At 51.9% G+C, this 24,675-nt stretch carries 16 protein-coding genes and 2 pseudogenes; 8 read left to right on the top strand and 10 right to left on the bottom strand.

What is annotated here, in order from left to right; translation table 11 throughout:
* Positions 1-332: 332 nt before the first annotated feature.
* Complete coding sequence (locus tag BDK88_RS00525) at positions 333-950, bottom strand: hypothetical protein (protein WP_130498680.1); 618 nt, start codon at positions 948-950, stop codon at positions 333-335.
* Entirely contained in the window at positions 943-5,991 is a 5,049-nt protein-coding gene (locus BDK88_RS00520; RefSeq protein WP_130498679.1) for a hypothetical protein, read from the bottom strand. Before BDK88_RS00520 ends, BDK88_RS00525 begins: the two co-directional genes overlap by 8 nt.
* A gap of 236 nt (positions 5,992-6,227) precedes the next feature.
* Here BDK88_RS00520 and BDK88_RS00515 point away from each other — a divergent pair.
* Positions 6,228-6,575: pseudogene (locus BDK88_RS00515) on the top strand (IS1595 family transposase); the annotation flags it as partial.
* 17 nt (positions 6,576-6,592) lie between these two features.
* Here BDK88_RS00515 and BDK88_RS22265 read toward each other — a convergent pair.
* Positions 6,593-7,436: pseudogene (locus tag BDK88_RS22265) on the bottom strand (site-specific integrase); the annotation flags it as partial.
* Between the two features lie 168 nt (positions 7,437-7,604).
* A complete protein-coding gene (locus BDK88_RS00505) occupies positions 7,605-8,747 on the bottom strand; it encodes a tyrosine-type recombinase/integrase (RefSeq protein ID WP_130498678.1) in 1,143 nt (380 codons plus the stop codon).
* Positions 8,748-9,375: 628 nt separating this feature from the next.
* Between BDK88_RS00505 and BDK88_RS00495 the strand changes: the two genes are divergently transcribed.
* The 3 genes from BDK88_RS00495 to BDK88_RS22260 all read left to right on the top strand — a co-directional run bounded on the left by BDK88_RS00495 (position 9,376) and on the right by BDK88_RS22260 (position 11,146).
* Complete coding sequence (locus tag BDK88_RS00495) at positions 9,376-10,236, top strand: ParA family protein (protein ID WP_130498676.1); 861 nt, start codon at positions 9,376-9,378, stop codon at positions 10,234-10,236.
* Positions 10,233-10,625 (top strand): hypothetical protein, encoded by a 393-nt coding sequence (locus BDK88_RS00490; protein ID WP_130498675.1) that lies wholly within the window; start codon positions 10,233-10,235, stop codon positions 10,623-10,625. Before BDK88_RS00495 ends, BDK88_RS00490 begins: the two co-directional genes overlap by 4 nt.
* Before the next feature lie 317 nt (positions 10,626-10,942).
* On the top strand, positions 10,943-11,146 hold the full coding sequence (locus tag BDK88_RS22260; RefSeq protein ID WP_394342654.1) for a homing endonuclease associated repeat-containing protein: 204 nt from the start codon (positions 10,943-10,945) through the stop codon (positions 11,144-11,146).
* Positions 11,147-11,783: 637 nt separating this feature from the next.
* Here BDK88_RS22260 and BDK88_RS00485 read toward each other — a convergent pair.
* From BDK88_RS00485 to BDK88_RS00460, 6 genes are all read right to left on the bottom strand, one after another.
* The gene (locus BDK88_RS00485) at positions 11,784-13,286 is read right to left on the bottom strand and encodes an orc1/cdc6 family replication initiation protein (RefSeq protein WP_130498674.1); all 1,503 of its coding nucleotides are present in this window, start codon (positions 13,284-13,286) and stop codon (positions 11,784-11,786) included.
* A gap of 701 nt (positions 13,287-13,987) precedes the next feature.
* On the bottom strand, positions 13,988-14,188 hold the full coding sequence (locus tag BDK88_RS00480) for a hypothetical protein (protein WP_130498673.1): 201 nt from the start codon (positions 14,186-14,188) through the stop codon (positions 13,988-13,990).
* A complete protein-coding gene (locus BDK88_RS21005) occupies positions 14,188-14,352 on the bottom strand; it encodes a hypothetical protein (protein WP_165396890.1) in 165 nt (54 codons plus the stop codon). Before BDK88_RS21005 ends, BDK88_RS00480 begins: the two co-directional genes overlap by 1 nt.
* A gap of 158 nt (positions 14,353-14,510) precedes the next feature.
* Positions 14,511-15,071 (bottom strand): SWIM zinc finger family protein, encoded by a 561-nt coding sequence (locus tag BDK88_RS00475; RefSeq protein WP_130498672.1) that lies wholly within the window; start codon positions 15,069-15,071, stop codon positions 14,511-14,513.
* Between the two features lie 621 nt (positions 15,072-15,692).
* On the bottom strand, positions 15,693-17,393 hold the full coding sequence (locus tag BDK88_RS00465; RefSeq protein ID WP_130498671.1) for a HEAT repeat domain-containing protein: 1,701 nt from the start codon (positions 17,391-17,393) through the stop codon (positions 15,693-15,695).
* A complete protein-coding gene (locus BDK88_RS00460; protein ID WP_130498670.1) occupies positions 17,393-18,310 on the bottom strand; it encodes an ADP-ribosylglycohydrolase family protein in 918 nt (305 codons plus the stop codon). Before BDK88_RS00460 ends, BDK88_RS00465 begins: the two co-directional genes overlap by 1 nt.
* Positions 18,311-19,032: 722 nt before the next feature.
* Between BDK88_RS00460 and BDK88_RS00455 the strand changes: the two genes are divergently transcribed.
* The 4 genes from BDK88_RS00455 (at position 19,033) to BDK88_RS00440 (ending at position 24,640) form a co-directional block, all read left to right on the top strand.
* On the top strand, positions 19,033-19,494 hold the full coding sequence (locus tag BDK88_RS00455; protein WP_130498669.1) for a hypothetical protein: 462 nt from the start codon (positions 19,033-19,035) through the stop codon (positions 19,492-19,494).
* 64 nt (positions 19,495-19,558) lie between these two features.
* Positions 19,559-22,657 carry a hypothetical protein gene (locus BDK88_RS00450; protein ID WP_130498668.1) on the top strand — a complete coding sequence of 1,033 codons (3,099 nt, stop codon included), beginning with the start codon at positions 19,559-19,561 and terminating at the stop codon, positions 22,655-22,657.
* Entirely contained in the window at positions 22,657-23,994 is a 1,338-nt protein-coding gene (locus BDK88_RS00445) for a hypothetical protein (RefSeq protein ID WP_130498667.1), read from the top strand. Before BDK88_RS00450 ends, BDK88_RS00445 begins: the two co-directional genes overlap by 1 nt.
* Positions 23,987-24,640, top strand: a complete 654-nt coding sequence (locus BDK88_RS00440) for a hypothetical protein (protein WP_130498666.1) — start codon at positions 23,987-23,989, stop codon at positions 24,638-24,640. Before BDK88_RS00445 ends, BDK88_RS00440 begins: the two co-directional genes overlap by 8 nt.
* Positions 24,641-24,675: the final 35 nt, after the last annotated feature.

Raw genomic sequence — 24,675 nt, 5'->3', positions numbered from 1 at the left:
CTTTTTCAGCCAGACACAGTCTGAGCTAGTCGACCTCTATAAAATCATTATTATCCCGTCAGATAGAATCTCTAGGACCCGCCGGCCACGATTACCTTTCTGAAAAGCGATCTTTGCGATATGGTCGGTCCCGGCGACCTCGTGACGGTGAAGGAAGATTTACGAGACCATTGACGAGCAAAGCGAGCCAACACTGTCGCCGTACCCCGAAGTACTGGACTTAGATATCAAAAAGCGAACGGAGATCGCCACCCGCGGTGCAAGTGAAATCTGCGAGTTAATCATGGAGAAGCGTCTATAATCGTATCCCAGAACCACAACCTCGCAAGACCTTAGGAAGCTTCAGATTCGATCTTAAGGAGAATTACGTCGACTATGTTCCGTGAAAAAACAGGATACTGGCTGGATTCGGAGCGGCTCTCGGCAACAATGACATTATCCTTATACTGTGAAAGTGACACAATCTGAGATTTGCCGCTCGTCCTGCTGGGGACGACCTGAACAACTGGGACGCCAACCGGTGTACTGCTGAACGAAATTGCAGAGTTATTTGCACGATAGACTTCAAGTCGATCTTCGATGGCAGCCTTCGCAGCTTGGCGGGATTCAAATGACTGGACGGTTACCGTGAGCTCCGATGGACCCTCGGCGGTTGCTCGGTCGGTCCGTTCGAAGTGTCGAGTCGCAACTCTGACCTGTCCCTCCCCCGTACCGGAGCGCGACTCCTCATCCGTCCGGAGGTACCCGGAAACGGGAAGGTCAGAGGAGAACGGGAGGAACTGCGATACCTCGGTCGCTGTAGCGCTGGTAGTGTTCCGCGTCGTATCCGCTGTCTCCGTCGGACCAGATTCCGGCTCTGCATCGTTCAGGGAGAAGTCAGTCACCGCTCCACAGCCAGAAAGACATACGAGTGCAGCGACAATAACGGCCGCGAAATTTAGCTTATGCATCACCCATCACCTCTCCCTTAACCGGCGCTGACGACATCCTGATGCTATTGACTGTGTCGTGAACGTTCCCTTTGATCTCGAGATTCAGATCCCGATTCATGTCGTTGAATTCAGTGAAGTGATACACTGGCGAACTAGGTTCAGGCGTGGCCTTGCTTGCCAGATTGTGGTCGTACTTGTCGGTCAGGCCTACATATCCTCCATACTTCGCTTCTGTGGACTGCCGTGAGAACGCAGCAGCGTCAAGATAGCTGTGTGTGCGCCTGACATCGGACTTCTCGGCGTTCATCAGCGCCGTTTCTAGCTGATCTCTCTCCTCGACTGGATCCCGCTTTGATTCTATTTTCCCAACCCCAGCCTCCCAAGCCTTTGTTACTGTTACTTCCCCATCTTCACTGACTCTGAATGCGACGACATCAAGTTCTCCAACGGTGTCATCCCCTCTCTCTAGGAACACGTTTGAGGTAACGTAGTTAGTCCCAGGCTCCAGATCGTCATGGTCCCACTTTCCGGCTACCTTAGCATTCTCAGCCTGCCGAATCCGATTGAGCCACACCGCTTCAAGCATATCCGAATTTTTCTCTATATTCACCTTGTCAATATCGCCTGGTGAACCACCAGCAGCCTTCGAGTAGTACTTGGAACTCTCCGCAAATTCCTCGACTTTGTTCGGCTTGTGATAATTACTCTCGATAAATCTCGCGATTGTCTCGTCATCAAAGTCACCTCTTCTTAGATCGCCCGCAGCGGTGCGCATCATTCTTGGACTGTCAATCTTCTTTGTTACAGATGAACTAACTCCAAATTCATTGTTTAAGACATTTCTGGTGTCTGAATTCTTGTACAGTTTGTTGAGAAGCTTTTCCTTACCTTTGATATTAGATTGGCGAACAATCTCACGGAACCTGTACAGTTGTCGCGGTGTCGCGTCATCAACGAACTTGCCCAATCGACTACTGAAGGCGAGACTGTCACCATAGTACGGAGCAAGTCCGATAACGGAGGTACCAACGCCAACAGCGTCGCCGCGCCCCGCTGCAACGAGTCCGTCTCGAGCGTCAGCGACCGGGCTGAACGACCCAATAAACCATCCTAGCATGTACTCGGCGTTTGCATGGCCGTTCCCGTCCTCCCCGTAACAGAGGTCGCCACACGCTGCACCCAAGAGATATTCCTCTCCATCAAACTCGTCACCAGCAACGGGGTCGACATACTCAATATCAACATCCACCGAGGTCTGGCCCGGCTCAAGTTCGACCAACTGTCGGTGGATGATCCGTCCCTCGTACCGCACGAGCAGGGTGTGATAGCCGGTGGAAATCTGAGGTCCGAACTCAAAAGACCCATCAGCACCGGTCGAGGCGTTTTGGCCGCTGATCTCGATGTTGGCGTACTTCAGTTGGCGTCCATCAATTTCTACGGTTCCACGGAGAGCTGCCCGGTCGAATGAGAGTTCCACGGTTCTGTCCTCACCGTCGCTGATCTTGACAGTTCGCGTAACGGTTGATCCTCCACCAATCTCCACCGTCTGGAACTTGACCGTGTACCGACCTGGAGCGAGATTCTCGAACGTCAGCTCCTCACCGTTGTAGAGATAATCCCTGTCAATGGGTTCGCCGTCGCGGCGGATCTCAACCGACGCCGAGAAGTCAGTCGTCGGGGAGAGTGTGATTGACCCGCTCTCAGTGGCATCTACTTTGAATGTATTGGTTTCTGTTATTTGTGCGAATGCCGTCGTGTCATTATCGGCATTCGTTGGTTCAGCGGTCACGACGATATCGTACTGGCCACTGACATATTCCTGATTGATCGGGATCTCAAACTCGATCTGCTGAAAGCCAAACTCGTCAGGGCTGATCCGACGCTGGTTATCGGCTGGTGTGATCATGTCACCATTTGGACCGCGGAGCGCGTACCCGACCGCGATGGCGTCGTCTAACTCTCCGACTGACACTCCGACCGACGCGCTAACAGTCTCGCCTGGTTGTGCGTGGACATCGGTGTAGATGCTCTCTACCGTAATATCAGCGTAGTTCCGCGAGAACACGTTAAGGGCGTCCTCAGACGTGTTCGTGACGATTTCATCTCCAGCCTCAGTCACCGTCACAACAATATCGTAGGAGCCGTCCGGGGCGTCGTCCGACAACCCAAACTGTGGATGGAGTGTCCGCGTGTCTCCGGGCAGGAGAGTGATCGCCTGAGACATCTTGCGTGCAGATTCCACTACACCGTCTGGGTCACGGAGTCCCGTCGTGACAGTGAACGTCCGTCGCTCGGTACCAGTGTTCGCTACCTCAACAGTCGCTCGCACCGCCTCCTGAGGCACAACGAGTTCATTGTTGACCGAGACTGTCTTGATGCTTGCACGGTTCTCGAAGACTGTTTCGACTGTGATGACTTCGCTTTGCTCAATTTGCGTAAGCTGCTCTGTCTCTGTTTGTGGTTCGTCTGTCGGCCGCACCGTTACCCGCGCATCGTACGTCCCCGTGGGGAGGCCGTCACGGACACTCCAAGCAAGTGAAGTTGTTCCTTCTCCATTCGCCTCGACTGCGACCGTACCGTTGTCTTCTACCGGAACTGGGTACTCACCGCCGTTTGGTCCAAGGAGGACCACCGAAACCCCATACCGCTGGTCGGTTTTGGTTGGATTCACAAGTGATATTTTCCCTGTTGCCCGCTCACCCGCCGTGACTGACTCGCTCGCAAACCCGACAGTTCTGACACCGACATCCGCTGCGGCGATTGTGAAGGCACCCGATTCCGTGAGTCTGCCAACGGTTTCCTGTCTTCCATTATGTTCGGCAGTCACGACCACCTTGACATCCACTTCACCGGAGACCGCGTCCGTTGGGACGGTTTTCGAGAGTGTAAGCCACTCTTCCTCGGCAGATCGAAGTGTCACCTCCTGAGAATTACTCGTCTCAGCGGTCCGTCCCTCCGAATCTACCAGCCTGTACTTTACACGATACATCGTCTCGCTGTCCCCCGTGTTCCGAAGACTTACCGTCGTCTCGACGGTGTCGCCTATCGCGTACTCGCCGTCTGGGAGTCTCTGCACATCAACAGCGACAGAAGGGCGCGGCGTTGCGACCGAGAAAGAGTCTTTTCGACGTAAATCATCAAGACGGATCTGGAGATTATCTCGATCACTTTCTTTCCAAATCGAGGTTCGTACATCATATTCGCCCGCCGATGCTCCATTTTCGACGGTCCATTCTAAAGACACCGTACTCTGTTCTCCGGGGTTAAGAGTTATAGTGCGCCCAGTTACATCATCATTATTATATGAATCACTATCTGGTCCAATTGCCGAGTAGCCGACGAAGAACGTATGCCTCGTATTTCCTGTGTTCTCGATAACCGCTGTTGCATCAATCGTTTCTCCTTGTTTGAACTCTCCTGACTCGACATCAAAATCGGCGATCTGAGCATCAATCTGAGCAGGCTCAACTACCTCAAACGCATTATCTCGGCGTGAATCATCCAAACGAGTTTGAATATTATCGCGATCGCTCTCCTCCCAAACTGATGTGCGTACGTCATAATCCCCTGATTGAGCGTCACTCTCAATTCTCCAGTCCAGAGTGACGGAACGCTGTTCTCCAGAAGCCAGTGTAACTACTTGTCCAGATTCCCCACTATTATCGTAGTAGCTACCATCTGGTCCAATTGCCGAGTAGCCGACGAAGAACGTATGCTTCGTATTCCCTGTGTTCTCGATAACCGCTGTTGCATCAATCGTTTCTCCTCGTGTGAATTCACTAGATTCAACATCGAAATCGACAATCTGAGCGTCAATCTGAGCAGGCTCAACTACCTCAAACGTGTTATCTTGACGTGAATCATCCAAACGGGTTTGAATATTATCACGATCGCTTTCCTCCCAAACCGATGTGCGTGCGTCATAGTCACCTGCTGGAGCGCCGTCTTCGACAGTCCATTCTAAGGAGACTGATTTCTGTTCCCCAGAATCAAGAGTTACTGTGCGACCAGTTCTTTCACTGTTGTCATAGTACTCACCATTTGGTCCAATCGCCGAATAGCCGATGAAGAACGTATGCTTCGTATTCCCTGTGTTCTCGATAACCGCTGTTGCATCAATCGTTTCTCCTCGTGTGAATTCACTAGATTCAACATCGAAATCGACAATCTGAGCGTCAATCTGAGTAGGCTCAACTACCTCAAACGTGTTATCTTGACGTGAATCATCCAAACGGGTTTGAATATTATCACGATCCCTTTCCTCCCAAACCGATGTGCGTGCGTCATAGTCACCTGCTGGAGCGCCGTCTTCGACAGTCCATTCTAAGGAGACTGATTTCTGTTCCCCAGAATCAAGAGTTACTGTGCGACCAGTTCTTTCACTGTTGTCATAGTACTCACCATTTGGTCCAATCGCCGAATAGCCGACGAAGAACGTATGCTTCGTATTCCCAGTATTTTCGACTGTGGCCATTGCATCAACCGACTCACCTTCTCTGTACTCGCCCGATTCAACATTGAAGTCAGAAATTTGTGCATCAATTTCAGTCGGCTTGACTACCTCGAACGCATTTTCCTGGGTCTCACTGTCGAGTCGCGTCTGAAGATTATCGCGGTCAGTCTCCGCCCAGACTGAAGAAGCAGCATCGTATTCACCAGTAGGAGCATCCTCCTCAACGGTCCAACTGAGAGAAATCCACTCTCGCTCGTTTGGATCGAGGGTGACGGATTTTCCTGTCTGTTTACTGTTATCATACCAGTTTCCGTCTGGTCCCTTAACACTATAGCCAATAAAGAAAGTGTGTGTACTATCACCCGTGTTCCGAACTTCTACCTCTGCCGTAACACGATCACCAGATTTAAAATCCCCAGACTTTTGATTGAAGTTCAAAATCTGAGCATTAGTGCCATCAGAAGATTGGAGTTGTAGCTGAGTAGAATCAGTATTTAGTGAGGATATTGCATTCCCAGAACTGCCTCTCTCGTCAAACGATACCGCTCCTGTGACAGGAGTTGTTACCAACAGTATCGCTGCCAACACAGCGAACGCCGCACGCAAATTTCCCCCCGACATCCTTCTATAGAAGAATGTTCTATTCAACATACTAATTTCTTTGGCACCACTAGCTACATTTCGATTTCAGTAATTGCGGAACAACTGGCTATATAGACTCAGTACCCCACAAAGCGTCACCAACTGATTCATTCTGAGTCACTAACTCTGTCTTGACGAGCGCTCTTCGGTAGACTGGCGGAACCAAGAGTATTAGAGCCTCTGAGCGGGCAGAAACGAACATGTCCACTGAACGCCCTGCCCATGTCAGAGGCTGGCAGAACTTGTGGAACTGGGACCAGTAGCGTTTCGGCCCGAGCCGCTCGGCGCCATCGTCGAGCGGCGTCTCAAGGCAATCTGGGCGGCGCGATCCTGTCCACATTGTGAGCAGAACACACTCCAAGCACTCGACGGATCTGATCGTATCTGGTGTAGCCGTTGCAACTGGAAAACCACATACACGCGGAACACCCTTCTACAATTCAGAACTCGCCCCCGGCGAGTTCCTCATCGCCTTCATCCTCTACGCCGATACGCTTCTCAGTATCAACCAGATCGCGCTTCTGCTCTCGCCGTCCTACAAGACGCTCCAAATCGCCGGCCCATTTTCGCGGTCGGCGCTGCCGAGGACGTCGATCCGATCGGCCAGCGTCTCGCGACCATAGAGCAACGCGACCGTGCCGGGGCCATTCTTGCGTTCCTCGAAATAGATGTATGGGTCGTCGCTCTCGAGTGCAAGCTGTGAGACGTGCAAGCCCGCGACCTCGTTGCGACGCAAGCCTCATACACAGAGGGGCAGCAGCAACAGTTCTTCGTTGGGACTCTCGATGGCGTCGTAGAGCCGGCCGACGTACTCGTTCGAAAGCGCCGGATTGTCGGGTTCCGGGCGGTCCCAGTCGTATTCCTTATCGATGCTTTCAGCCGGGTTATACGCGGCTTTCCCCCGGCGCTGGAGGTGGTCGTAGAATTGTGAAACATCGCCGAGATAGCGGAGTTTCGACGCCTCGCTTTCGAGGTCGTGGTTCAGTTCGTCAAACGCCGCGAGTACGCGTTCAATTTCATCGGCCCGGTGTGCGAGGTCGCCGAGGCGATCGGCGAGGTTGCCGCTGTCATGCACGTCTTGATACAGCCGCGCGTAGGTCGCGAGTCGCGAGCGTTTCGTCTCGACAGTGCTGTCCGCGAGATTGCGGCGGCGCGACAGTGTACGGATGTACTACTCGAGTTCGTCGATAGCCGTCTCATCGTCGATGCCCCACTGGTAGCCCTGCGCTGTCGTTCTCGAAGTAGCCGACCGACCGAAGGAACTCCGCAAGCGTCGTGTCGTGTTGCTCACGGAGGGCGTCTTGGAGGCCGCCGTAGCCCGTCTCGAGTAAGTCCTGATAGGACGGCCGTTCGAAAAGATCAACGTCGGCCCGCCGAAGGTCGGGTTCGATTTTTTGGTCGTGCTGCAAAGTTGTCTAAAGTTTGACTCTGTTCTAAAGTTGTCTATGCTCGCATCTGGTAAGCCAACGGACATCAGCAGTGTGATGGCTGTTTTAGCTGACCGTTTGAGTAGTTCGTCGACGAACACCACGGAGCCATTCCAGAATCGAAGAATAAGGGGTATCTCAAGTTCGTTCTCACCCACGAACGTCGTCAATCGAATCGGAGACGTCTTTCATCTTGACGTCGGCGTAGGCCTCGTGGGTAGTCTCGATAGAATTGTGTCGTAACGCTTCCTGAGCCTTTTCGGACATCCCGCTGGTATAGAGGTCACGCCCGAGTGCCCGCCGAGCGCCATGCAGCGTCAGATAATCGTACTCGCCGTCCGGATCGATTCCAGCTTCGTCGGTGAGCCGTTTCAGCAGTCGGCGAACGCCCTCTTTCGAGATCGACGGCGGCGGCACCTCGTGCTCGCGGTGGAGGCGGTCAAGCACCTTGGTCTTCCCGGTGTCACCTCTATCCTCGAGCGCCCGAGAGACTGCCTTCTCGCCGAGTGCATCCTCAAGTGTGCGCTTTTTCGAGCCGTAGTGACCGGTCGGAAAGACGGGCCACGCTTCGGTCGTCGGCTCTTGCACACGGTACCATCGCTTGAGGACGTCATGGACGCTTGCGGGGAACGGAGCCTGTTCGTACTCACGTGATTTGCCGTAGACTTCGATCAGCCGTTCGTCGAAATCGACGTCCTTCCACTGGAGGCCGTTGCGCTTGTCGTCTTTTGGATCGGCGAACAACTCAGCACCACGCGCCCCCGTGCCATCGAGCATGACGACGATCGCCCGGTCACGGAAGGCCGCCTCTACATCGGTCCGGATGGTTCCCTCGAGAGCCATGTCCACACGCTTGGTGGCGTACTCGAGCAACGTCTTTCGGTCCTCGGCGCTCCAGTACTGGCGCTTGCGTTTCCCGTCGTCCTCTGGCAGCGGGTCCATCGCGGTGTTCGTATTCGCCGGGTTCGACTCGAGGTGTTGTTCTCGCACCGACCAGGAGAGAAAAGCCCGGACGTAGGCGAAGTAGTTGTGAGCGGTTGAAGCCGCCAGGTCCTCGTCGATTACGACGCGGTCGTAGAGGTGCTCGCTGTAACTGCGGACATCGTGGGGTGTGAGCTCGTCGACGAACTCGAGATCACGCTCGTCTCGACAGTGGTCGGCGAACTCACGCAGTGGTGAGCGCATGGTCGTCTTCGAACCGTCGGCGTTGATCTTATAGCGCAGGTAGCTCTCGATGACTTCGTGGACGGTCGTGCCCCCGCGTGTAGCCCGTCGATCCGTTGATCCAGACATTCGTATGTGTGGTACAGTGTCGACCCTAGTAAGTTCCCTTGGTTAAACTGGGCTTTAACCAAGTGAATGTGAAAACAGCTCTCGCGGGCGATTTCGGTAGTCTCCGGTACTCGAGCGTGCAAAATCACATCTCATAAACCAAATACAGCTGTATAGATTTTTCTCGGCGGCGACAAACCTCGGAATCTCAAATACCACTAGAATCACGCGAGCGCGTTTGCGTCTAGTGTTTGTTTTACGCACATGCGCGCGAGTACGAGAGCAAATTCTGGACAATCTCACAGTCCAACTGGTGCTTCAAGACCTGGATCGGCATCAATAATGGCTGAAAGCTGGGGTTGTAACTGATCGAACTGGGGGGTTGGTTCCACCAGTTGACGTTCCTGATCGTACTCGATGAGCGACAGGTCTTCTAACGCAATAGGATAGCGGCGACGTTGTGTGCCAACGCATATATTGTGGAGAAACCGACGACCGGCCATCGAAAAGTGAGATCGACACGGACGGTGAGCGACCATGATGAGTGACGAAACATCGATCTACCGACTTGAGGACGACTCTCGCCTCAAGAGAACTGTCACGAAAGCGTTTATATCCGATGCAAACGTTTGCGCAAACGGTTACGCAAATGTCTACAACAACAAAACGTGCCGCTACGTTCCTCGATAAGGGCGGTACCGGGAAGACGACCTCCGCGGCCCATCTCGGCGTTGCACTCGCCGAAGCCGGCGAAGACGTGTTGCTGATCGACCTTGCTGGAAAACAGGGCGACCTCGCGAAACACTTCGGCGTGTGGGAAGAAGTGCAAGAGCAGATCGACGAGGGTGACGACTGGCCGAACATTTCGACGGTTTTCGCTGAGGAGTGGGATCAAATCGCTACGAAACTCGGTGACGCGGCCGTCGAGAGTCTGATTATCGAGACCGACGAGGGCGTCGATCTGATTCCAGCCCATCCAGGGCTCGACTCGCTTGATGCCGACCTCGGGAACATCGACGACGCCCGCGAGCGATACTCAAGACTCGAGCAGTTCCTCAATGAGTATATCGACGATCGCTACGACACCGTAATTATCGACCTACCGGGTTTGACGAACAACGTCTCGTACAACGGTCTGTGGGCAACCAAACACGTCATCGCGCCCGTCGAGATGGGGCCGTTTGAGAGCGAACAGGCGGCGGCACTCCGAAACGACCTCGAGAAGATTCACGATCGCTTCGACGTCGCTGTCGAGCTGTCGATGGTCTTGCCGAACAAGGTCGACCGCCGGACCAACCTCGCGAATGAATATCTAGAAGCCTTCGGCGAAGACTATGCCGACGCGATCGCGCCTGCACACGTCCCCGTCAGCCAGGACATTCGCAACGCCGCCGACGACGGCCAGACGGTCTTCGCACTTGAGGAACCGTCCACGACCGCCGAACGCGCACGCGAGGCGTTCCTCGAGAACGCAACCGCACTCCAGCGTCGCCTGGATGGTTCGGCATGACCGACGATGCCGAACTCGAGGAACTCAAAGCGGCGACCCAACGCGGCGACCGCAACGACGAAGTCGACACCGAGGGGCCGACGACGTTCACCGACGAGATCGTCGACGCGCTCGAGGCGATCGAACAGGGCGAGTTAGGGAAGACGATCGCTGTCCGTGACCAACCGATCGCCGCGTTACTGGCGACGCTCGATGCCGACGGGAACGAAGACAAAATGCAGTCGGTCGGACAGGCACTCGAGGACGAACTCGGACGCGAGCACTCCGAGGTGTTCGACCGAAGTGAAATCGTCCGGCTTGCCCTCCGTGTCGGGCTCCAAGCTGCCGCCGAGGAGACGATGGTCGACTTGAACGACGCTGTTGGTGAACACGCCCGACAGAATCTGTAACGCTCGTTTTCGGTATCGCACACGTTCACGTTATCGTTCACGCTTTCGCTTCCGCATTCGTGTGCGTTTGCGCTTACGTTTGCGCATATGTCATAGATATCGTTTGCATGGGAGTCAGCCAGCAGAGAGAATGTACATGCAGCCGCCTCGAGAGAATTGGTACGTAAACACGACCGTCCCAGATCGCACTAGGAATCGGGCAAGTCACAGTCAAAAACGACTACGACAAACTCGGGGAATACTCGGTATCCGCTGTTAGAAGGAAGTTCGGGAAATACACTGCTGATAGAGATCAGACCGGTGTGTCGGAAATCGATATGCGGGGCGGCCAGAACAAAATTCCTCGAGAGAAACTAATCACTGCACTGTACGAGTTGGCTGACGAAGTCGGAGGATCACCCACTAGAGAACAAATGATCGAGTGTGTCAGATACTCGGAAAGAGCGGAGAGAGCATCTCGATGCGAGTTTGGAAGGTGGAACAAGGTGCTACTGGAGTTAGGATATGAACCGCCACGTTGACGAGCTGACACTCGCCGCGAATTGGCCAGATTCATTCGTGGGATATCTCAAAGCCACTCCCTCCCCCCGTCATCGATGTGTAAAACTGTGCAGAAGGAGTGGAGGTAAGAACGAGAAAGTTCCTAAAACCATCAATACCCCCAGAAACTCGCCAGAGACAGGCCCAAGATCAAGAATTGCGTTTGAATAACGAATTCCTAATATCTAGGAAAGATTTATGTGTAATACACGATAACCAGACCCGTAGTAGAACTAAGAACAAGAGTTAGGAAGAATACACTTCGACTAACCGAACATCGACAACATCTATTGTAGCTCTTGTTCCATTCGCTTTCAGTGTCGTTTTCAGGACTCTCGTAGTCTCTTTTCCTCATCGAGCCTTCATCATCACCAGACAGAAACCCACCTTCCCGTGATTTACACATCGATGACGGGGGGAGGGGGTCACGAATTCTCCTGAACGTTTTCTCTCGCATATCTCCTGACCCTGACAAAGACTACGTGTTGCTCTTAATTCAGTCTGATCGACGATCGGTGTCTCCACTCCTCTTGAGTACCTTGCCTCCTAGCAGGTCGGGTTTACACATCGAACACGGGGGGAGGGGCACACAAAACAGTCTCTGAATGCCTAATTATCCTACTGCTTGTGGAACTCATTCAGTTGTGCGTTGACGACTGTCTGGAGGAGATTCTTTTGCTCAACGATCCTCTCTAACCGCGTGTCGTCGACGATCCGGTTCATTATCGCTTCCGGATCTCCCGTGAAAGTAAATTCCATGTACATTCCTCCTCCTCGTCCTCGACTCTTTCGCGATGTCGAAATCAATCCATAGGTAGAGAGTTCTTTGACGTATTTGACGTACGTTTCTCGCGTCATCTGGTCCGCATCGAGTTCATCAGTGACCCACTGATAGACTTTGAATCCAACCGGACTTGGGACAGAACTCCCTATCTGTTTCGAGTAGCAGACGACAGCTGCGGTCGCGTACAGCGAGATTTTCTTTTGCGTGGTAAGTCCCTCCACGAGTTTCAGTGAGCGATCTTTGTCAATCTCCTCTTGCGACTCACGAACGTGGTCCTCTGTGACTATCTCGTCTCCACGCTCATCAGCAAGGTCACCAGCACCTCGGAAGAGGTCGATAGCCTTTCGTGCGTCACCGTGGCTTTGCGCTGCGAACGCTGCCACAAGCGGAATCACGTCATCCTCGAGGGCGTCTTGTCGGAAGGCGTCACGACGATTTTCGAGGATTTCACGCAACTGGTTCGCATCGTAGTCAGGAAAGTAGATGTCTCGTGGGTTGAACGAACTCTCGGCCCGTCCGTCGATGTCCTCCATGAACTTCGGGTCATTCGTCAATGCTGCGACCGAGACACGCCCTTCAATTTCGTTCGTATTACTCGCGCGCGACAGCTGATACAGTAGCTTCGAATAGGCGGGTTCTTCGTTTGCTCGGCGGCCGACAAGCAGGTCGATCTCGTCGAGGATAAAGATGACTGAGTCGTAGTATTCGTTGATGAGTTCGTACAGCCGTCTGTACTTGCGCTTCGTGGAGACACCCGTTTCAGGAACGCCGATGTCGACATCGACATCTTTCGCGACGGTCTGGACGAGTTCATAGACCGCTTGGTCCAGAGTATTAATCGGCTGGCAGTTGATATCGACGACTCCAAACCGTTCTCCCTTCGACTTACAGAGTTCGATGATCTGTTTTGTGACTGCCCCGATGATGAGTGATTTCCCCGTCCCGGCGGGCCCGTACAGTAGCATGTTCGGAGGGCGATTTCCTTGGAGGGTCGGCTTCAGAAACGAAACGACCGATTCGAGCTGATCGTCACGACCAACTATCCGTTCTTCGTCGATTATCGTGTCTGGCTCAACGAGATCTCGATTGACGAAAACCGATGATTCCCCCTCATCGTCGAGCATTTCCCGAATCGATCGCTGGGTACTATCTTTAGTAGATGCGTCATTCCTTTCGGATGCACCCTCGTCTGTGGACGCCCCACCAGACGTGTTTGTTTGCCCACCGCCATCTTCTGACCGAGTTCCACCATCGAGAGTAGATTGATTCGCACCATCCTGATTACTACCGACCATATACTTGCTGCTCAATCCAGCACTAAAAAGATTTACCCCCATCGATGTTTATCCGGAGGATATAGAGTGTATAACGCGAGTATTCGCCTGTTTCAAGTCACAGGTGAGTAGACCTCTACCGAAGTATATCCGTCCGGAGGCCCCCCGTCGTCGATGTGTAAATCGAGCCCCTCGATTTTCTATGAATCTGTACATTATGGTTCTGTCACTATGCTCCCCACTCCCCGCCATCGATGTGTAAGCCATGCGTCTGACACCCCGTCTTCGAAGTGTAAATATCATCCCACACCCCCACCATCGATGTGAAAAACGGCTCTTTCTGACATTCTCTGTGATGCTTCCTGCTGATTTTTGATTCGTACACGGGAGATAAGCCTGACTTCCAAGCTTACTACTCGAAAGCGGGGGAGGAATGTTAATATTCTTCTCAAACTACTCGTCCGGTCTGACGGGTCCTTTATATCGTGATTGTCTGGTATTCTGAGGTTCGATCAGTGGACGCCGGCTACCCTGCGCTGGGCGCGACGACGACCAGCTCGTCACATTCGTGAACGAGGTCCTGGTTGATCTTGAGAAGCGGTGCGGGGTGACCACACTGAGCGATGACCGTTTCCAAGAGCTGACGAACCGATACTACCGGGGATTCGAAATCCGTTAGGAACTCGACGAACTAGCGAATGACCTAATCCTCGAAGTCACGGAGATCAGGATCGAGTCACGCAGCTTAAGAGTTCAGTCCGGTATCACCGCCTGAGTACCTCAACTCCGGAGTGTTTTCCAACTGGGCCGGCAACTGCCTTCGCACACTCGAGTTCACGGATCTCTCGCTGAGCCTGTCGTTCGAGCAGTTCGTCCCGCCGACACCGTTCACGAGCGACATCGTCGACACCGTCCTTGTCATCAATCGTGAAACGCTTACCACGGTGATCGATCTGCTCGAGCATCAGTACCGATCCTCGGCTTCATCCACTACGGCATCTCGAGCGTCCGCTTGGAGGTGCTCGTAGCGGACCTCACAGCTGTCCGAACAGAACCGACCAGCATATCCTGCACGATCGCGAGCAGGTTCCGAACACGTCGGCATCCGACACTCATCGCGGTCAGTCATCTGGTGGTCCCTCGATGTAGGAACCGAGTTGTTTCAGTGGCTGTCGACGTGATTGTTGTCTCTCTTTGTCTCATGGGTTGTCGCGGTGGGCTCCTTTCGAGCCCCCGCACCCCTTCCGGGGGATACAAACCGTCTCGAGCAACGAGATCACTCGACAGTTAGCGGTTGAACGTGCCATCCGGCGCAGGAACAAGTCCCGTCCGGATCTCGAGGTCGACACGCCGAAGATGCTTACAGCCATCATCTGGCTGGCGCTGTTCGAAATCTGGGCACGTACACGTCGCTGCCTCGATATCGACCTTGTAACTGTTCCCGCTCTCACTCTCGACCTCGTAGACCGGGCCCACTGTCGCAAAGCGGACATCCAACTTCTCGTTCAGTGCACGGCGAGTTCGTGGGTCGTCGATCGAGTAGCCACCTGCCTCGAGGGCAGTCGCCGGCTGGGGGTTGTCACAGGGGGTGGTGAACTCGTCGCGATGGTTGCGTTCTTGGCTGCACTTTCTGCAGCGCCAGTACCGTGTCCGATACTCATAGCCATCAGTGAGGTTGAGTTCGTACGGTGTTGGCTCCGCGCCTGGCAGCCACTCGTCGATCGCGACGAGTTCGTGTCCGTTCAGTCGGGCAACGTCTCCTGGATAGCTGCGATCGCGGTCGCTCGTGTACTCGTTTGCCGGTCGATCTCGATGCAAGTCGCTCTCGGATGGTCGATTTGCACTCATTCGTGGCCTCGAGGCACACGAGTATGCGCCTCATGCCGGTTGGCGCACAAAAACAACAATTTGAGATACATCGTTGGGGTCCGCCTTAGACAAGCGAAGATAGGGACTCTTCTCGAGCGAACTCGAGACCTTTCCACATAATCACCTGTTTGAACTACATGGCGTCATTCTGTAGAACGTCATGTCGCACCAGCCCAAGAAACGTTCGAACAGGGGGTGTGTGACACTCTGCTGACCGATATCATCAAAGACTCACAAAAGGCCTCCATTCTCTGCGTTTTGTCGCAGTGACTCCAGATCCAGTCACCGCTCATGTGTAAATTCTCGAACGTTGAGAGGGCTGCATCAATCGGTACGTCGACTTCGTACTCGTAGTATATCCCTCCACCTCTGCCTTCGTTTCGTTTCTCTCATTCGAGGATGCCGAGCATGGAGAGCTCGGCCAGATGGTTGTGGAATGCTCTACCGCCGAGCAAGTCGCAATTAGTCGCGGTTGCGAGATCGTGATTGTGGCAACGAGTGGGCTGTAAAATTGGATCTCACCAGCCAAATACGAAGAGATAACGGAGTATTCGAACGGAACTGCGTTAGGACGAGTAAGCTGATCGCTGTCTAGTGATCCTACGATAGCCGCTGGATCGCCCACGAAGCCCGTTCCTTGACTGTCTCATTTAGATCGGCTTTACGGAGTTCACGCAGCTTTTCGATAGACGCCGGTACTTCGGAGTTCGCAATGAGCGCACAGGCGTTTGCTCGGACTTCGGGACTGGTATCGTCTAGTGCCTGCTCAAGCCAATCGGACTGCGCACGGATGGCGCTTGGATCTGCCTCCTCAGCACGGAGGAGTGCGATCGACGCGTTGATGCGGGCCTGGATGTTTGGGTCGTCAAATCGTGCCGCGAGTTCGTCGGCGTATTCGATCACGACCTCGGGATGTTCTTGAGCGATATCACCGAGAAGTCCGGCTGCGTTGTTTCGGATGCGTTTTTTATCACTTTCGAGGAGCGCAGCGATGGAGTCGACGAATTCCACGGCTGCATCGGGATATCCGCTGACGATGTGACCCACGGTCGAAAGAGCGTTCGTCTGGATGGCTTGATTCTCGTCTTCGGCCAGTTCGAGCAGCGTATCGAATGCTGGGAGGAGTTCCTCCGGGTAGGGCTTCGAGATGGAGGCGAGTGCGTACGTCGCATAGGAGCGCGTCTCGACGTCATCACGTTCGAGTGCGATGCTGAGTGTCGGAACGGCATCAAATACGGCCTGTGGGTCGTCCTCGGCCAGTTCCATTAGACACCACACTGCCTGCCGGCTTACCTCGGTATCCGAGACGCCGGCCAGCGTACACAATTCATCGACATGCTGGCGGAGAAGTGACGGATACTCGGCCGTATATTCGGATGCCTGAACGACTGGAGCTGTGTCGTCGTCGGAAACTTCTTTGACAGCATCGGTGAACATCTCCATCAGCTTTATCGGTAGAGCGTCGAGCTGGGTGGCTACCTTGAGAACGTCGATCGCAAATTCGACGCGTTGCGGGGTCGTCAGGCAATCGGCCTGGTCAGCGCGACCCAGCATGAGTCCTGTACCGGGGGGTTCGACGTTGGTCGTGTCTTCAGAGTCATCGCCATCTTCTCGGTCCGGTATCTCTTCGATCACTGTGACGTCGATCACCATCTGGAGCTGTACTCGGCGCGTTTTCCCGCTGGCAAGCGTGAAATCGATCGTCGGGGGTGCACCGATCGGCAGGGTAGACGGACGGACTTTTTTCCACTCCCTGGATCGAAACCTGTACCCTCCACACACATCTATGACGACCTCGACTTCGTTGGCAGTGTGAAGTTTCCGGTAGATCTCCTTGGCGTGCTCTGAATCGATACCGTTCGAATCGTCGGCCTCGTTCGACGACAGAGAGAGATACCCATTCAGTGGGATTTTTTCGAGTGCTTTGCAAAATTCCCAGGCCGTATAGTGATCCCACCCATCTATGTGGCCTAGGTCGAGATCGTCGACGACGATGTACCTGGTTGCGCTGGGGAACAGTTCAGCGAGCAGTTCGAGGCGGCGCTCGCGCGACGGCCACCACTCGTACCGTCCAGCGTCGTCTTGGTCACCCAATACGTCGAGATCGCCGTGATACCGCCGGATTGCTTCGACAGTACCTGGAATTCCGGCCTCGTAAACGAGATCCTGGTTCCCGATAGCCCATACTTCGTGATTGGTTTTGTGAGCCCAATGTCTGACCCAGTCGAGGGAAACGGCCTCTCGATTGGGATGGGGGTTCACGTCGACCGTCCAGTCACGATCGAACGCGAGGACGATCATCAGTCGCCACCCAGATTTTGGAGGGCGGTGGCGAGATGGCGGAGTTCTGCTTCCTCGTCGATCTCGGCCAGCCACCGGTCGGGGAGTTCACTCGCACCGAATCGAGCCCCAGCGACGGCGCCGGCAATGGCTCCAATCGTATCCGTGTCCCCACCACGATTGACAGCAGTCACGATTGCGTCCTCGGAAGAATCTGCCTGGATTGCGTCATGGAGGGCCGTCTGAAGCGTATGGATGACGTATCCCGACGTCGAGAGTGGGTCCGGGGCTTTGCCTGCAACAAGCGGCTCGAGTGCGGTAACCAGTTCATTCGGAGCATCTGAACGAACCTGGTCAAGCGCCATGGCGAGCGGTTGATCCTCACCGCAGAGGTATCCAGCTATCGTGAGATTGAGTACAGCACAGCCGTAGGTACATCGAGGATCGGCATGCGTGATCTGTGACGAGTCTCGACTAACGGTGACGAGTGAATCTAGGTCGGTTGCGTAGGCGATCGCAAGCGGCGGACAGCGCATGACGCTTCCATTACCGGCGTTGCTACCTTCTGGACTGGCCTCCCATACTGCCTGCCCGGCCTCGTCCCACGAATAGCCCTGTTTCAAATTCTGGAGCGACCGTCGAGTCATAACCCCGATGTCAAACGGATCTGTATCGTACCAGTCGACGAACCGGCGTGCAATACCGGCTGGATCGAACTGGCTCTGTTCGACCACGCTTCGGGCAATACACAGCGCTTGGTCTGTATCGTCGGTGATTGTACCAGCGGGTTGTCCCCACGTGCCATTCCCGACCATTTCGGTAAGGGTCCCATGCTCGTGTTCGATTTCACGTGCTGATTTGAATTCGACTGGACGTCCAAGACTATCCCCACAAGCGAGACCGAGCATGACGCCAGTTGCAGCGTCTGCGGTAACCATGCGACTGACCTTGGGCTCACACACCAAAAATATGATTGAGGATCAATGACCACTGATCAACAAGCCCCGGTTAGACTAGAGTTTGCCGCTGAGAGTCATGGCTGCACCTTACTACAGACAGTAATACTGTGTTAGAATGGCGTGCACTGAGTGCACGTAGTTTAGAGATCGTTAGAGATCGGCACTACCGGACCGTCTACTCAACCATCGCTCGAAACTCTAGACCGCTTTGAGACGATACCTATTATATCAGCGTGTCATAGAATACGTCTCACAACCTCTGCCTGACGATTATACAGCTCTCAATTCGCGTATGAGCCTGTAGTTTTGCCAATTATTGGTTTTGTTCAAGATTGATGGCGTGAATAATGACTGTTGAGAACTATTGTATGACACGCTCATTATATTGTAAACATGGATTCACCAGGACCCAAAGAATGGGCCTTTGTCGACAGGCAGTTTCTTATATATTGACTTGAATCTCTTCCTTACTGACTATGCCATATGGCTTGATTGTAGGACATAATTTCAGTGGTTTGCAGATAGCCATTATCGTTTTGATGTTGATTATAATCGGTATTAGATGTTGGCAAAAAGGTTACCATATTCGTGCTTGGGTACGATTTTGGATCACATTCTATAATGTTACTAGAGGAGTCCGAGCTTGGTCGACAGCCATCTCAACCGTCGGTACTGTTATAATCGTTATTGTAGCATACAAGGTGTCGAATTTTGATGCTATTGTAATTGTCACATTATTTTATGCTACTGCACTCTTTTTCACTAACTTCCTGCAGGCAGAACGCCCGTATCCAGACGTCGTCTTCGAGAACGATTATTACAATGGTGACTATGGTGAGGGAAATAACGGATTCCAGTACGAAGTAGAACTTCGAAACAATGGAACTGCACCGATGATAGACCCAACAGTTGAATATAGACTCTACGATAGCACGTTCACGACTAGAGATAATAATTCTACGGACGGTTGGATTACTCACCCTGATACAGATCGGAATCCACCCACCATAGAACCTGGCGAACAGCAGTCTTTCGTAATTGAACACTCACCGGTCACACATAATGGGGAGACTGACTATTATCTTTGTGTCAAAATGACTCCCCGTATCCAATACCGGGAGGTCACGTTATTATACGTACGAGAGATCGCAGCCGAAGAGTGAGTAGATTGCTGTTATCAAACGATAATCACAACACTGAAAATATGTACGTGACTGAATGTTACCAATGAAGCGCAGGCTTGCCAGCCCAGAAAATGAATGGAGGGACTTCACCGACGACCATGCTCAACTCAAAGAGCAATTGCTCGGTGCTATCAACGATATCGATCAAGGCCATGAACGCGACCCTATTGCTCTCGTTGGACCCTACCGCACTGGCAAAACCCAACTCTTGTATGAGGGCTTCAATAATGCCTGGGAAGACGGAATTCCTGCACTATACACCGACGCGAACACGATCTTTAACGAATTCGATAATAGTGAAAACGCTAGCATCTCTGAGTGGCTCTCGAATCGAGTTTCAGCTCAAGTAGATGATCTCGCCGAAGGAGAGGTTGTAGATTGGCTACCAAACTGGAACCATATTTCCGACAAAGAAGAGTATGTTCAAGGTCTCTCAGAGGGTATAAGCGCTAACCAAACTGCAATCTTGCTCGTTGACGAAATTGAACAAGCCTATACACGAATTCGAGAAGCAGATTTCGTTGACGATGACAATCCCCTTCGAGTTCTTCTTGATGATCCAGATGGTGTCTATCAAGTCTGGGCATTTGGTCTCGTCGCTGCTTACGAGCTCGGGCCGGCGGACTACGCCCGTTTTCAAGAGCTACGTGTTCCCATTCTCGATGTCGAGGATATCCGTACTCAGCTTCAACAGCGACGCCCAGAGGTCGACGAACAACTTGCCCCAGGTATCTGGTGGTTATCCCGAGGTCGAATTGGATGGGCCAACAAACTCGTTGACGAAGCACCAGAAACAGATACTGAAGTTGCAGAATGGGTGCGTGATATCAGTACTCGGGAATTTGAGGGACTTACACCAATCAACAATGAGGTGTGGACTCAAGAGGTTCCCTCTCCTGAATGGGATGATGCTCGCCGAGAGATCATGTTCATGCACGACGAGTACAGTGACTGGGAAAGAGAAGGGGAGGACGCCATTTATGCATCTGATGCAGCAGATTTAATCCTCAAGTTCATTCTCGAGTTAGAACCAGAACTTTCTCCAGACGCGAAGCAACTTCTCGAACAAAACGTAGAGCGTCTCATGAAAAATATTGTGCCCGTCTCGTCGAGGGCTGAGGGGAATCTCTACGTACCAGGTGTGATATTCACAGAGGAACCGATTGTTGCCGGGTTTATAGATTTGTTATCTGATCTGATTTTGTCCTTCGAAGCAAGCACACGAGACCGTGCCCAATTAATCAACGCACTTGAGGAACTCGACACTAATTCCCTGTGTTCGAAATGGAGAACAGAGTTCTATAACCACTTCGTCAACGATCCGCCAGTAGAGCCTTGGCTTCCTGATCTTCAGATTGTTAACGACGCCTATCCACCAGTCGCCGTTGATCCTTCCCGTTTAACGGAAAAAACCACTGAGGAACTTCGCGAGAATTTGTCTACTGGTATCACGATCGATCCCAACGTGTCTACCCGTGCTACTCAGTACGAGGTTGTATTTTGTCCAACGGAGAATATTTTACAGAATCATATTAAAGACGCACTCTCTCCTGACGAATTCTCGAAGGTCTACGTCTTCTTTGCTCCAAGTAGTGCAAATGGAGATGTCGATGACGATGAATTTGATCGGCTACAGGAATTAAATCGAATAAATATTATTTTAAACAAAGAAGATCGACTCTGGCAATTCGTCTACCATCTCCAACATTATCTAGAACAAGAATATGAGAAGACTGGGGAAATTCAGGCGGCTACTGTGCGTGATGTCCTAGCTGAGGAAAATGTCCGAGACAAACGGAATGTGATTTCATCACTATTTTCTCAACTCAACGAAATTGCGAAAAGCGAAACCAGGAGTGCAGTGCGGTCGTTTGAGGATCAGTTTACTCGACATGAAGCAGATAGGCCGATCTGGACGGAGCAATTATCCGGCCAAGTTGGGCCAGACGTCACCGCTCCCGGTGTATATGGCGCTCAATCAGAGGTCTTGAACATGCTTGCATTTTCTATCGGGGTATCTCGCTATGACCTCACAAATTATGAAGATATTGCAACTATTGAAAGTACTCTCAACACAGGTGTCGAAAACAAGTTCATAGAGGTCTCGGGAAATAAATTTGGATTTACCCAGTTTATTGAGTCTACCCTGACTACCTCAGGTATAACAACCGATCTGGAAACGTTCTGGCGGCGGTTCCAACGAGAGGAAGCCAATTCTCGAGATGAAAGTGTCGGAAACCTCCAAGACTTACTACTAACATTGTTAGACTTATCAGATCAATCGACAGAAGACATCATAAAACGTGTGAAGCGCACAGATGGTGACTCCAACGTAGAAAACGGGCAAATAGCACCACTTCGGAATTCAGTAGTAACTACTCAGCTCCAACAGCAATTCATTCTTGGAACTATATTAGAGGCCGTAGCGTTTGAAAGGTTTGCTAATCTACCGGACTTATTTGATGCACCAAGGGATCGAATTTCGAGCGGTCGAGAGGAGTTGGAACGAGCTAAAAACCGTGTGTCTACACTTAATGACAAGCTCACTCCTCCGGATGATTATGGAAACTCAGTAGAAATTATTACCGACCCAATCAGGAACCGACGAAGTCATCTCGGTTCACTCGGTGAACACGTTGACAGGTTAGTGACGCTAACGCAAGACAATCGTGGTTTCGCTGGTGTAGCTGTAGCGTATTTTGCAGTGGTGGATGTGTATCTCTCGCTCTACGAGAAGCAAATTACTACTATTCAAAATACAGTGCAAGGAGCGGATCTATTTGCTGTCCAAGATCTCAAAGGGACATTTAATCAAGCAATGCAACTTATTGAGCAAGGTTCAGTCTACAACCACACGAATTACTCGGAAGAAGAAGCTCTCACCAAGTTAGAAGCGTATGCGGAAGAGGCATTTGATTTCCATGCCTCTCAAGGAGGTGCAAAAATAGATCCACTGAAAGAGGAAGCACTCAAATCGGTTGAAGAGGATGCTGAGAAGCATGAAGCCAAGATTCGCGAGTTCAATCAAGCCTTTCGTCAGCTTGAGCGGGATTTCGCTGCTATGCAAGATTCACAAGCGAAGCTCCAGACGTCGCTGGCTGATTTCTATGCTGATGTTCTGGCAACGGGGGAGGGTGAATAATGGACGAACTCATTGAGGACACCAAGGCCGCAACTCGACAAGTATCAAATTACATCGAAGAATATGAAATGTTCCTCAGTTGGCTCCAAGAGGCTACTGATACGTATAAGGAATATGGCTCATCTGAACGGTTAGCTTTGGCCGAGACATTCACACAATTCGAGCAATACACCAAGAATCCAGTTCCTCCTAGAGAGATAGTAAGAGTTCATCGAGAAATGCAGGAGGTGTTTCGGGAACCACTGCTACAAGGAATCTTAGACTACATTGCGCGTATTGAATCAGAACTCGAATTGTCTTTCAAAGATTCAGTTCGAAATATATTTAAAAATGAGCTCGAATCATGGGAACGATCTGAACTAATTGATGCGCGAGACGCGTATGATGAGATACTTACATTATTAGACGATTGTAGGGATGCAGAACAAGACCATGTTAAGAGCATAATTAGCCAGAAACCTCAACAGTTGTTAGAGCCTTGTGGTAAAATAATACCACAGATTGAAGCGACAAGGCGGACTGGAACTCGACTATGGGAAATTGGAGAGATCCTTTATGGATACGGTTGGTTAGAATTAGAACAACAGGACATTGGCCCCTTTCCTGCCGAATGGACTAATCACAAAGTCCCGGAAGCGGATGACGTTGAACCAGTCCTGTCAGAAATCGACGCCTCCCTTCAAGTTCTCTTTGCGTGTGATGTCCCTGCTGCAATGCCTGCTGAAGAAAGGGTATATGAAATCATCAACACACCACAGGACTCGTTAGCGGCATCATTGCAGGAATTGGGAGCCGAACTGAAAGAAGCTGCGCATATGGTGACTCCTCTAGAAGAAATCGATGAGCTCAGGAACGTTATTCCAGAGGAAGATGCAGCTATCTTTGGGGTGGGCTTACTTGAAGAAGTTTCGGACGGACTTACAGAAATCACTCCTGATGATGTCGAAGAAGTCATTGAGGATGTACATGATCTTAGAGAGCAATATGACGACTGGAGGACTACGGTCATAACACGATGGGATATGTACAGTACTGCAATCCGAGTACTCACAGAGGATACATCGCTGGGCGAACCCGACGTTCTTCGGAAAACAGATGCGTTCGCAGACTTAATAGCGGAGGATCCGATTGCGGCGGTACAGGATCTCGATAAGTTAGTTACGTCACTTGAGGAGGGCCGGCAAACAGTAGGTGATGAAGGTGGGCTGCCGGAGGAGAGTATCCAACTTCTCTTTGATTTGATTAAGCAGCAAGGGGTATCGTATACAGCATATGAAAATGCTGCTATCGATAGCCTGAGCGACGTTATCAACTTGCAGGTTCGGATTGATGAGTAAGACCAAATTTGAAAGTGATCTTAACACTCGGGAACCCATCTTCACAATCCCCGACCTTCAGCCGAGGTCTGGGGAAGAACGAATCCCAGCTGCGCATATTTGGAGTGGGTTGTCTCGCGGAGGCAGAGACAAATATTTACCCATCTTGTTTGACCATACTGATTCTGAAATCACACCAGAATTCATCTCTCGATTTGGAAAGTTTACGGATGAGGAAAAGGGAGAGAGTGTTAAACCAATTGTGTACCAAGATTCGGCTTCAAGTGTGGATCCAATTTTGATGGAGATTCGATATCGGGTGAAGCCAGTCTTGGAGAGCGAAGTTGATACGGAATTAGATGGACAAGGCGCAGTATTTGATGCGGCTAAACATTGGAAGTTTAACTATTCGGAGAGTACATTGGAATACAAACAGTCTATACGGGAGTACGGATTCTTATACCGGTTAGATTTTATGGTATATGGAACTCCATTCACTGCCAAATTGCCGATCTTTGCAGGAAAGCCTACAGAGTCAGAATTGCGGGAAGGACTCAAGCAAGCTTTGATTCCCTGTGTAGCGATTGTTCCTAGTAAAGAGAGTGCATTTAGCGACATAGAACTATTAGAAACGCGGATTGAGCCAACAGTTTTTCGGCCTAGATAAATCAGCTAGGGCAGAACGAATCTATTGTGACAGCC

The sequence above is a fragment of the Natrinema hispanicum genome, from assembly GCF_004217335.1.
In the GTDB taxonomy this organism is placed as follows: Archaea; Halobacteriota; Halobacteria; order Halobacteriales; family Natrialbaceae; genus Natrinema; species Natrinema hispanicum.
The sequence above is the reverse complement of the archived record's forward strand: the minus strand, read 5'-3'. Positions and strand labels throughout refer to the sequence as shown.

Excerpts from the sequence above, each read along its gene's own strand:
- BDK88_RS00505 (WP_130498678.1), bottom strand. The coding sequence starts at position 8,747 with ATGTCTGGATCAACGGATCGACGGGCTACACGCGGGGGCACGACCGTC.
- BDK88_RS22260 (WP_394342654.1), top strand. The coding sequence starts at position 10,943 with ATGCGGGGCGGCCAGAACAAAATTCCTCGAGAGAAACTAATCACTGCA.
- BDK88_RS21005 (WP_165396890.1), bottom strand. The coding sequence starts at position 14,352 with ATGACTGACCGCGATGAGTGTCGGATGCCGACGTGTTCGGAACCTGCT.
- BDK88_RS00495 (WP_130498676.1), top strand. The coding sequence starts at position 9,376 with ATGTCTACAACAACAAAACGTGCCGCTACGTTCCTCGATAAGGGCGGT.
- BDK88_RS00475 (WP_130498672.1), bottom strand. The coding sequence starts at position 15,071 with ATGAGTGCAAATCGACCATCCGAGAGCGACTTGCATCGAGATCGACCG.
- BDK88_RS00440 (WP_130498666.1), top strand. The coding sequence starts at position 23,987 with ATGAGTAAGACCAAATTTGAAAGTGATCTTAACACTCGGGAACCCATC.
- BDK88_RS00485 (WP_130498674.1), bottom strand. The coding sequence starts at position 13,286 with ATGGGGGTAAATCTTTTTAGTGCTGGATTGAGCAGCAAGTATATGGTC.
- BDK88_RS00460 (WP_130498670.1), bottom strand. The coding sequence starts at position 18,310 with ATGGTTACCGCAGACGCTGCAACTGGCGTCATGCTCGGTCTCGCTTGT.
- BDK88_RS00480 (WP_130498673.1), bottom strand. The coding sequence starts at position 14,188 with ATGCTCGAGCAGATCGATCACCGTGGTAAGCGTTTCACGATTGATGAC.
- BDK88_RS00490 (WP_130498675.1), top strand. The coding sequence starts at position 10,233 with ATGACCGACGATGCCGAACTCGAGGAACTCAAAGCGGCGACCCAACGC.
- BDK88_RS00465 (WP_130498671.1), bottom strand. The coding sequence starts at position 17,393 with ATGATCGTCCTCGCGTTCGATCGTGACTGGACGGTCGACGTGAACCCC.
- BDK88_RS00525 (WP_130498680.1), bottom strand. The coding sequence starts at position 950 with ATGCATAAGCTAAATTTCGCGGCCGTTATTGTCGCTGCACTCGTATGT.
- BDK88_RS00450 (WP_130498668.1), top strand. The coding sequence starts at position 19,559 with ATGAAGCGCAGGCTTGCCAGCCCAGAAAATGAATGGAGGGACTTCACC.
- BDK88_RS00445 (WP_130498667.1), top strand. The coding sequence starts at position 22,657 with ATGGACGAACTCATTGAGGACACCAAGGCCGCAACTCGACAAGTATCA.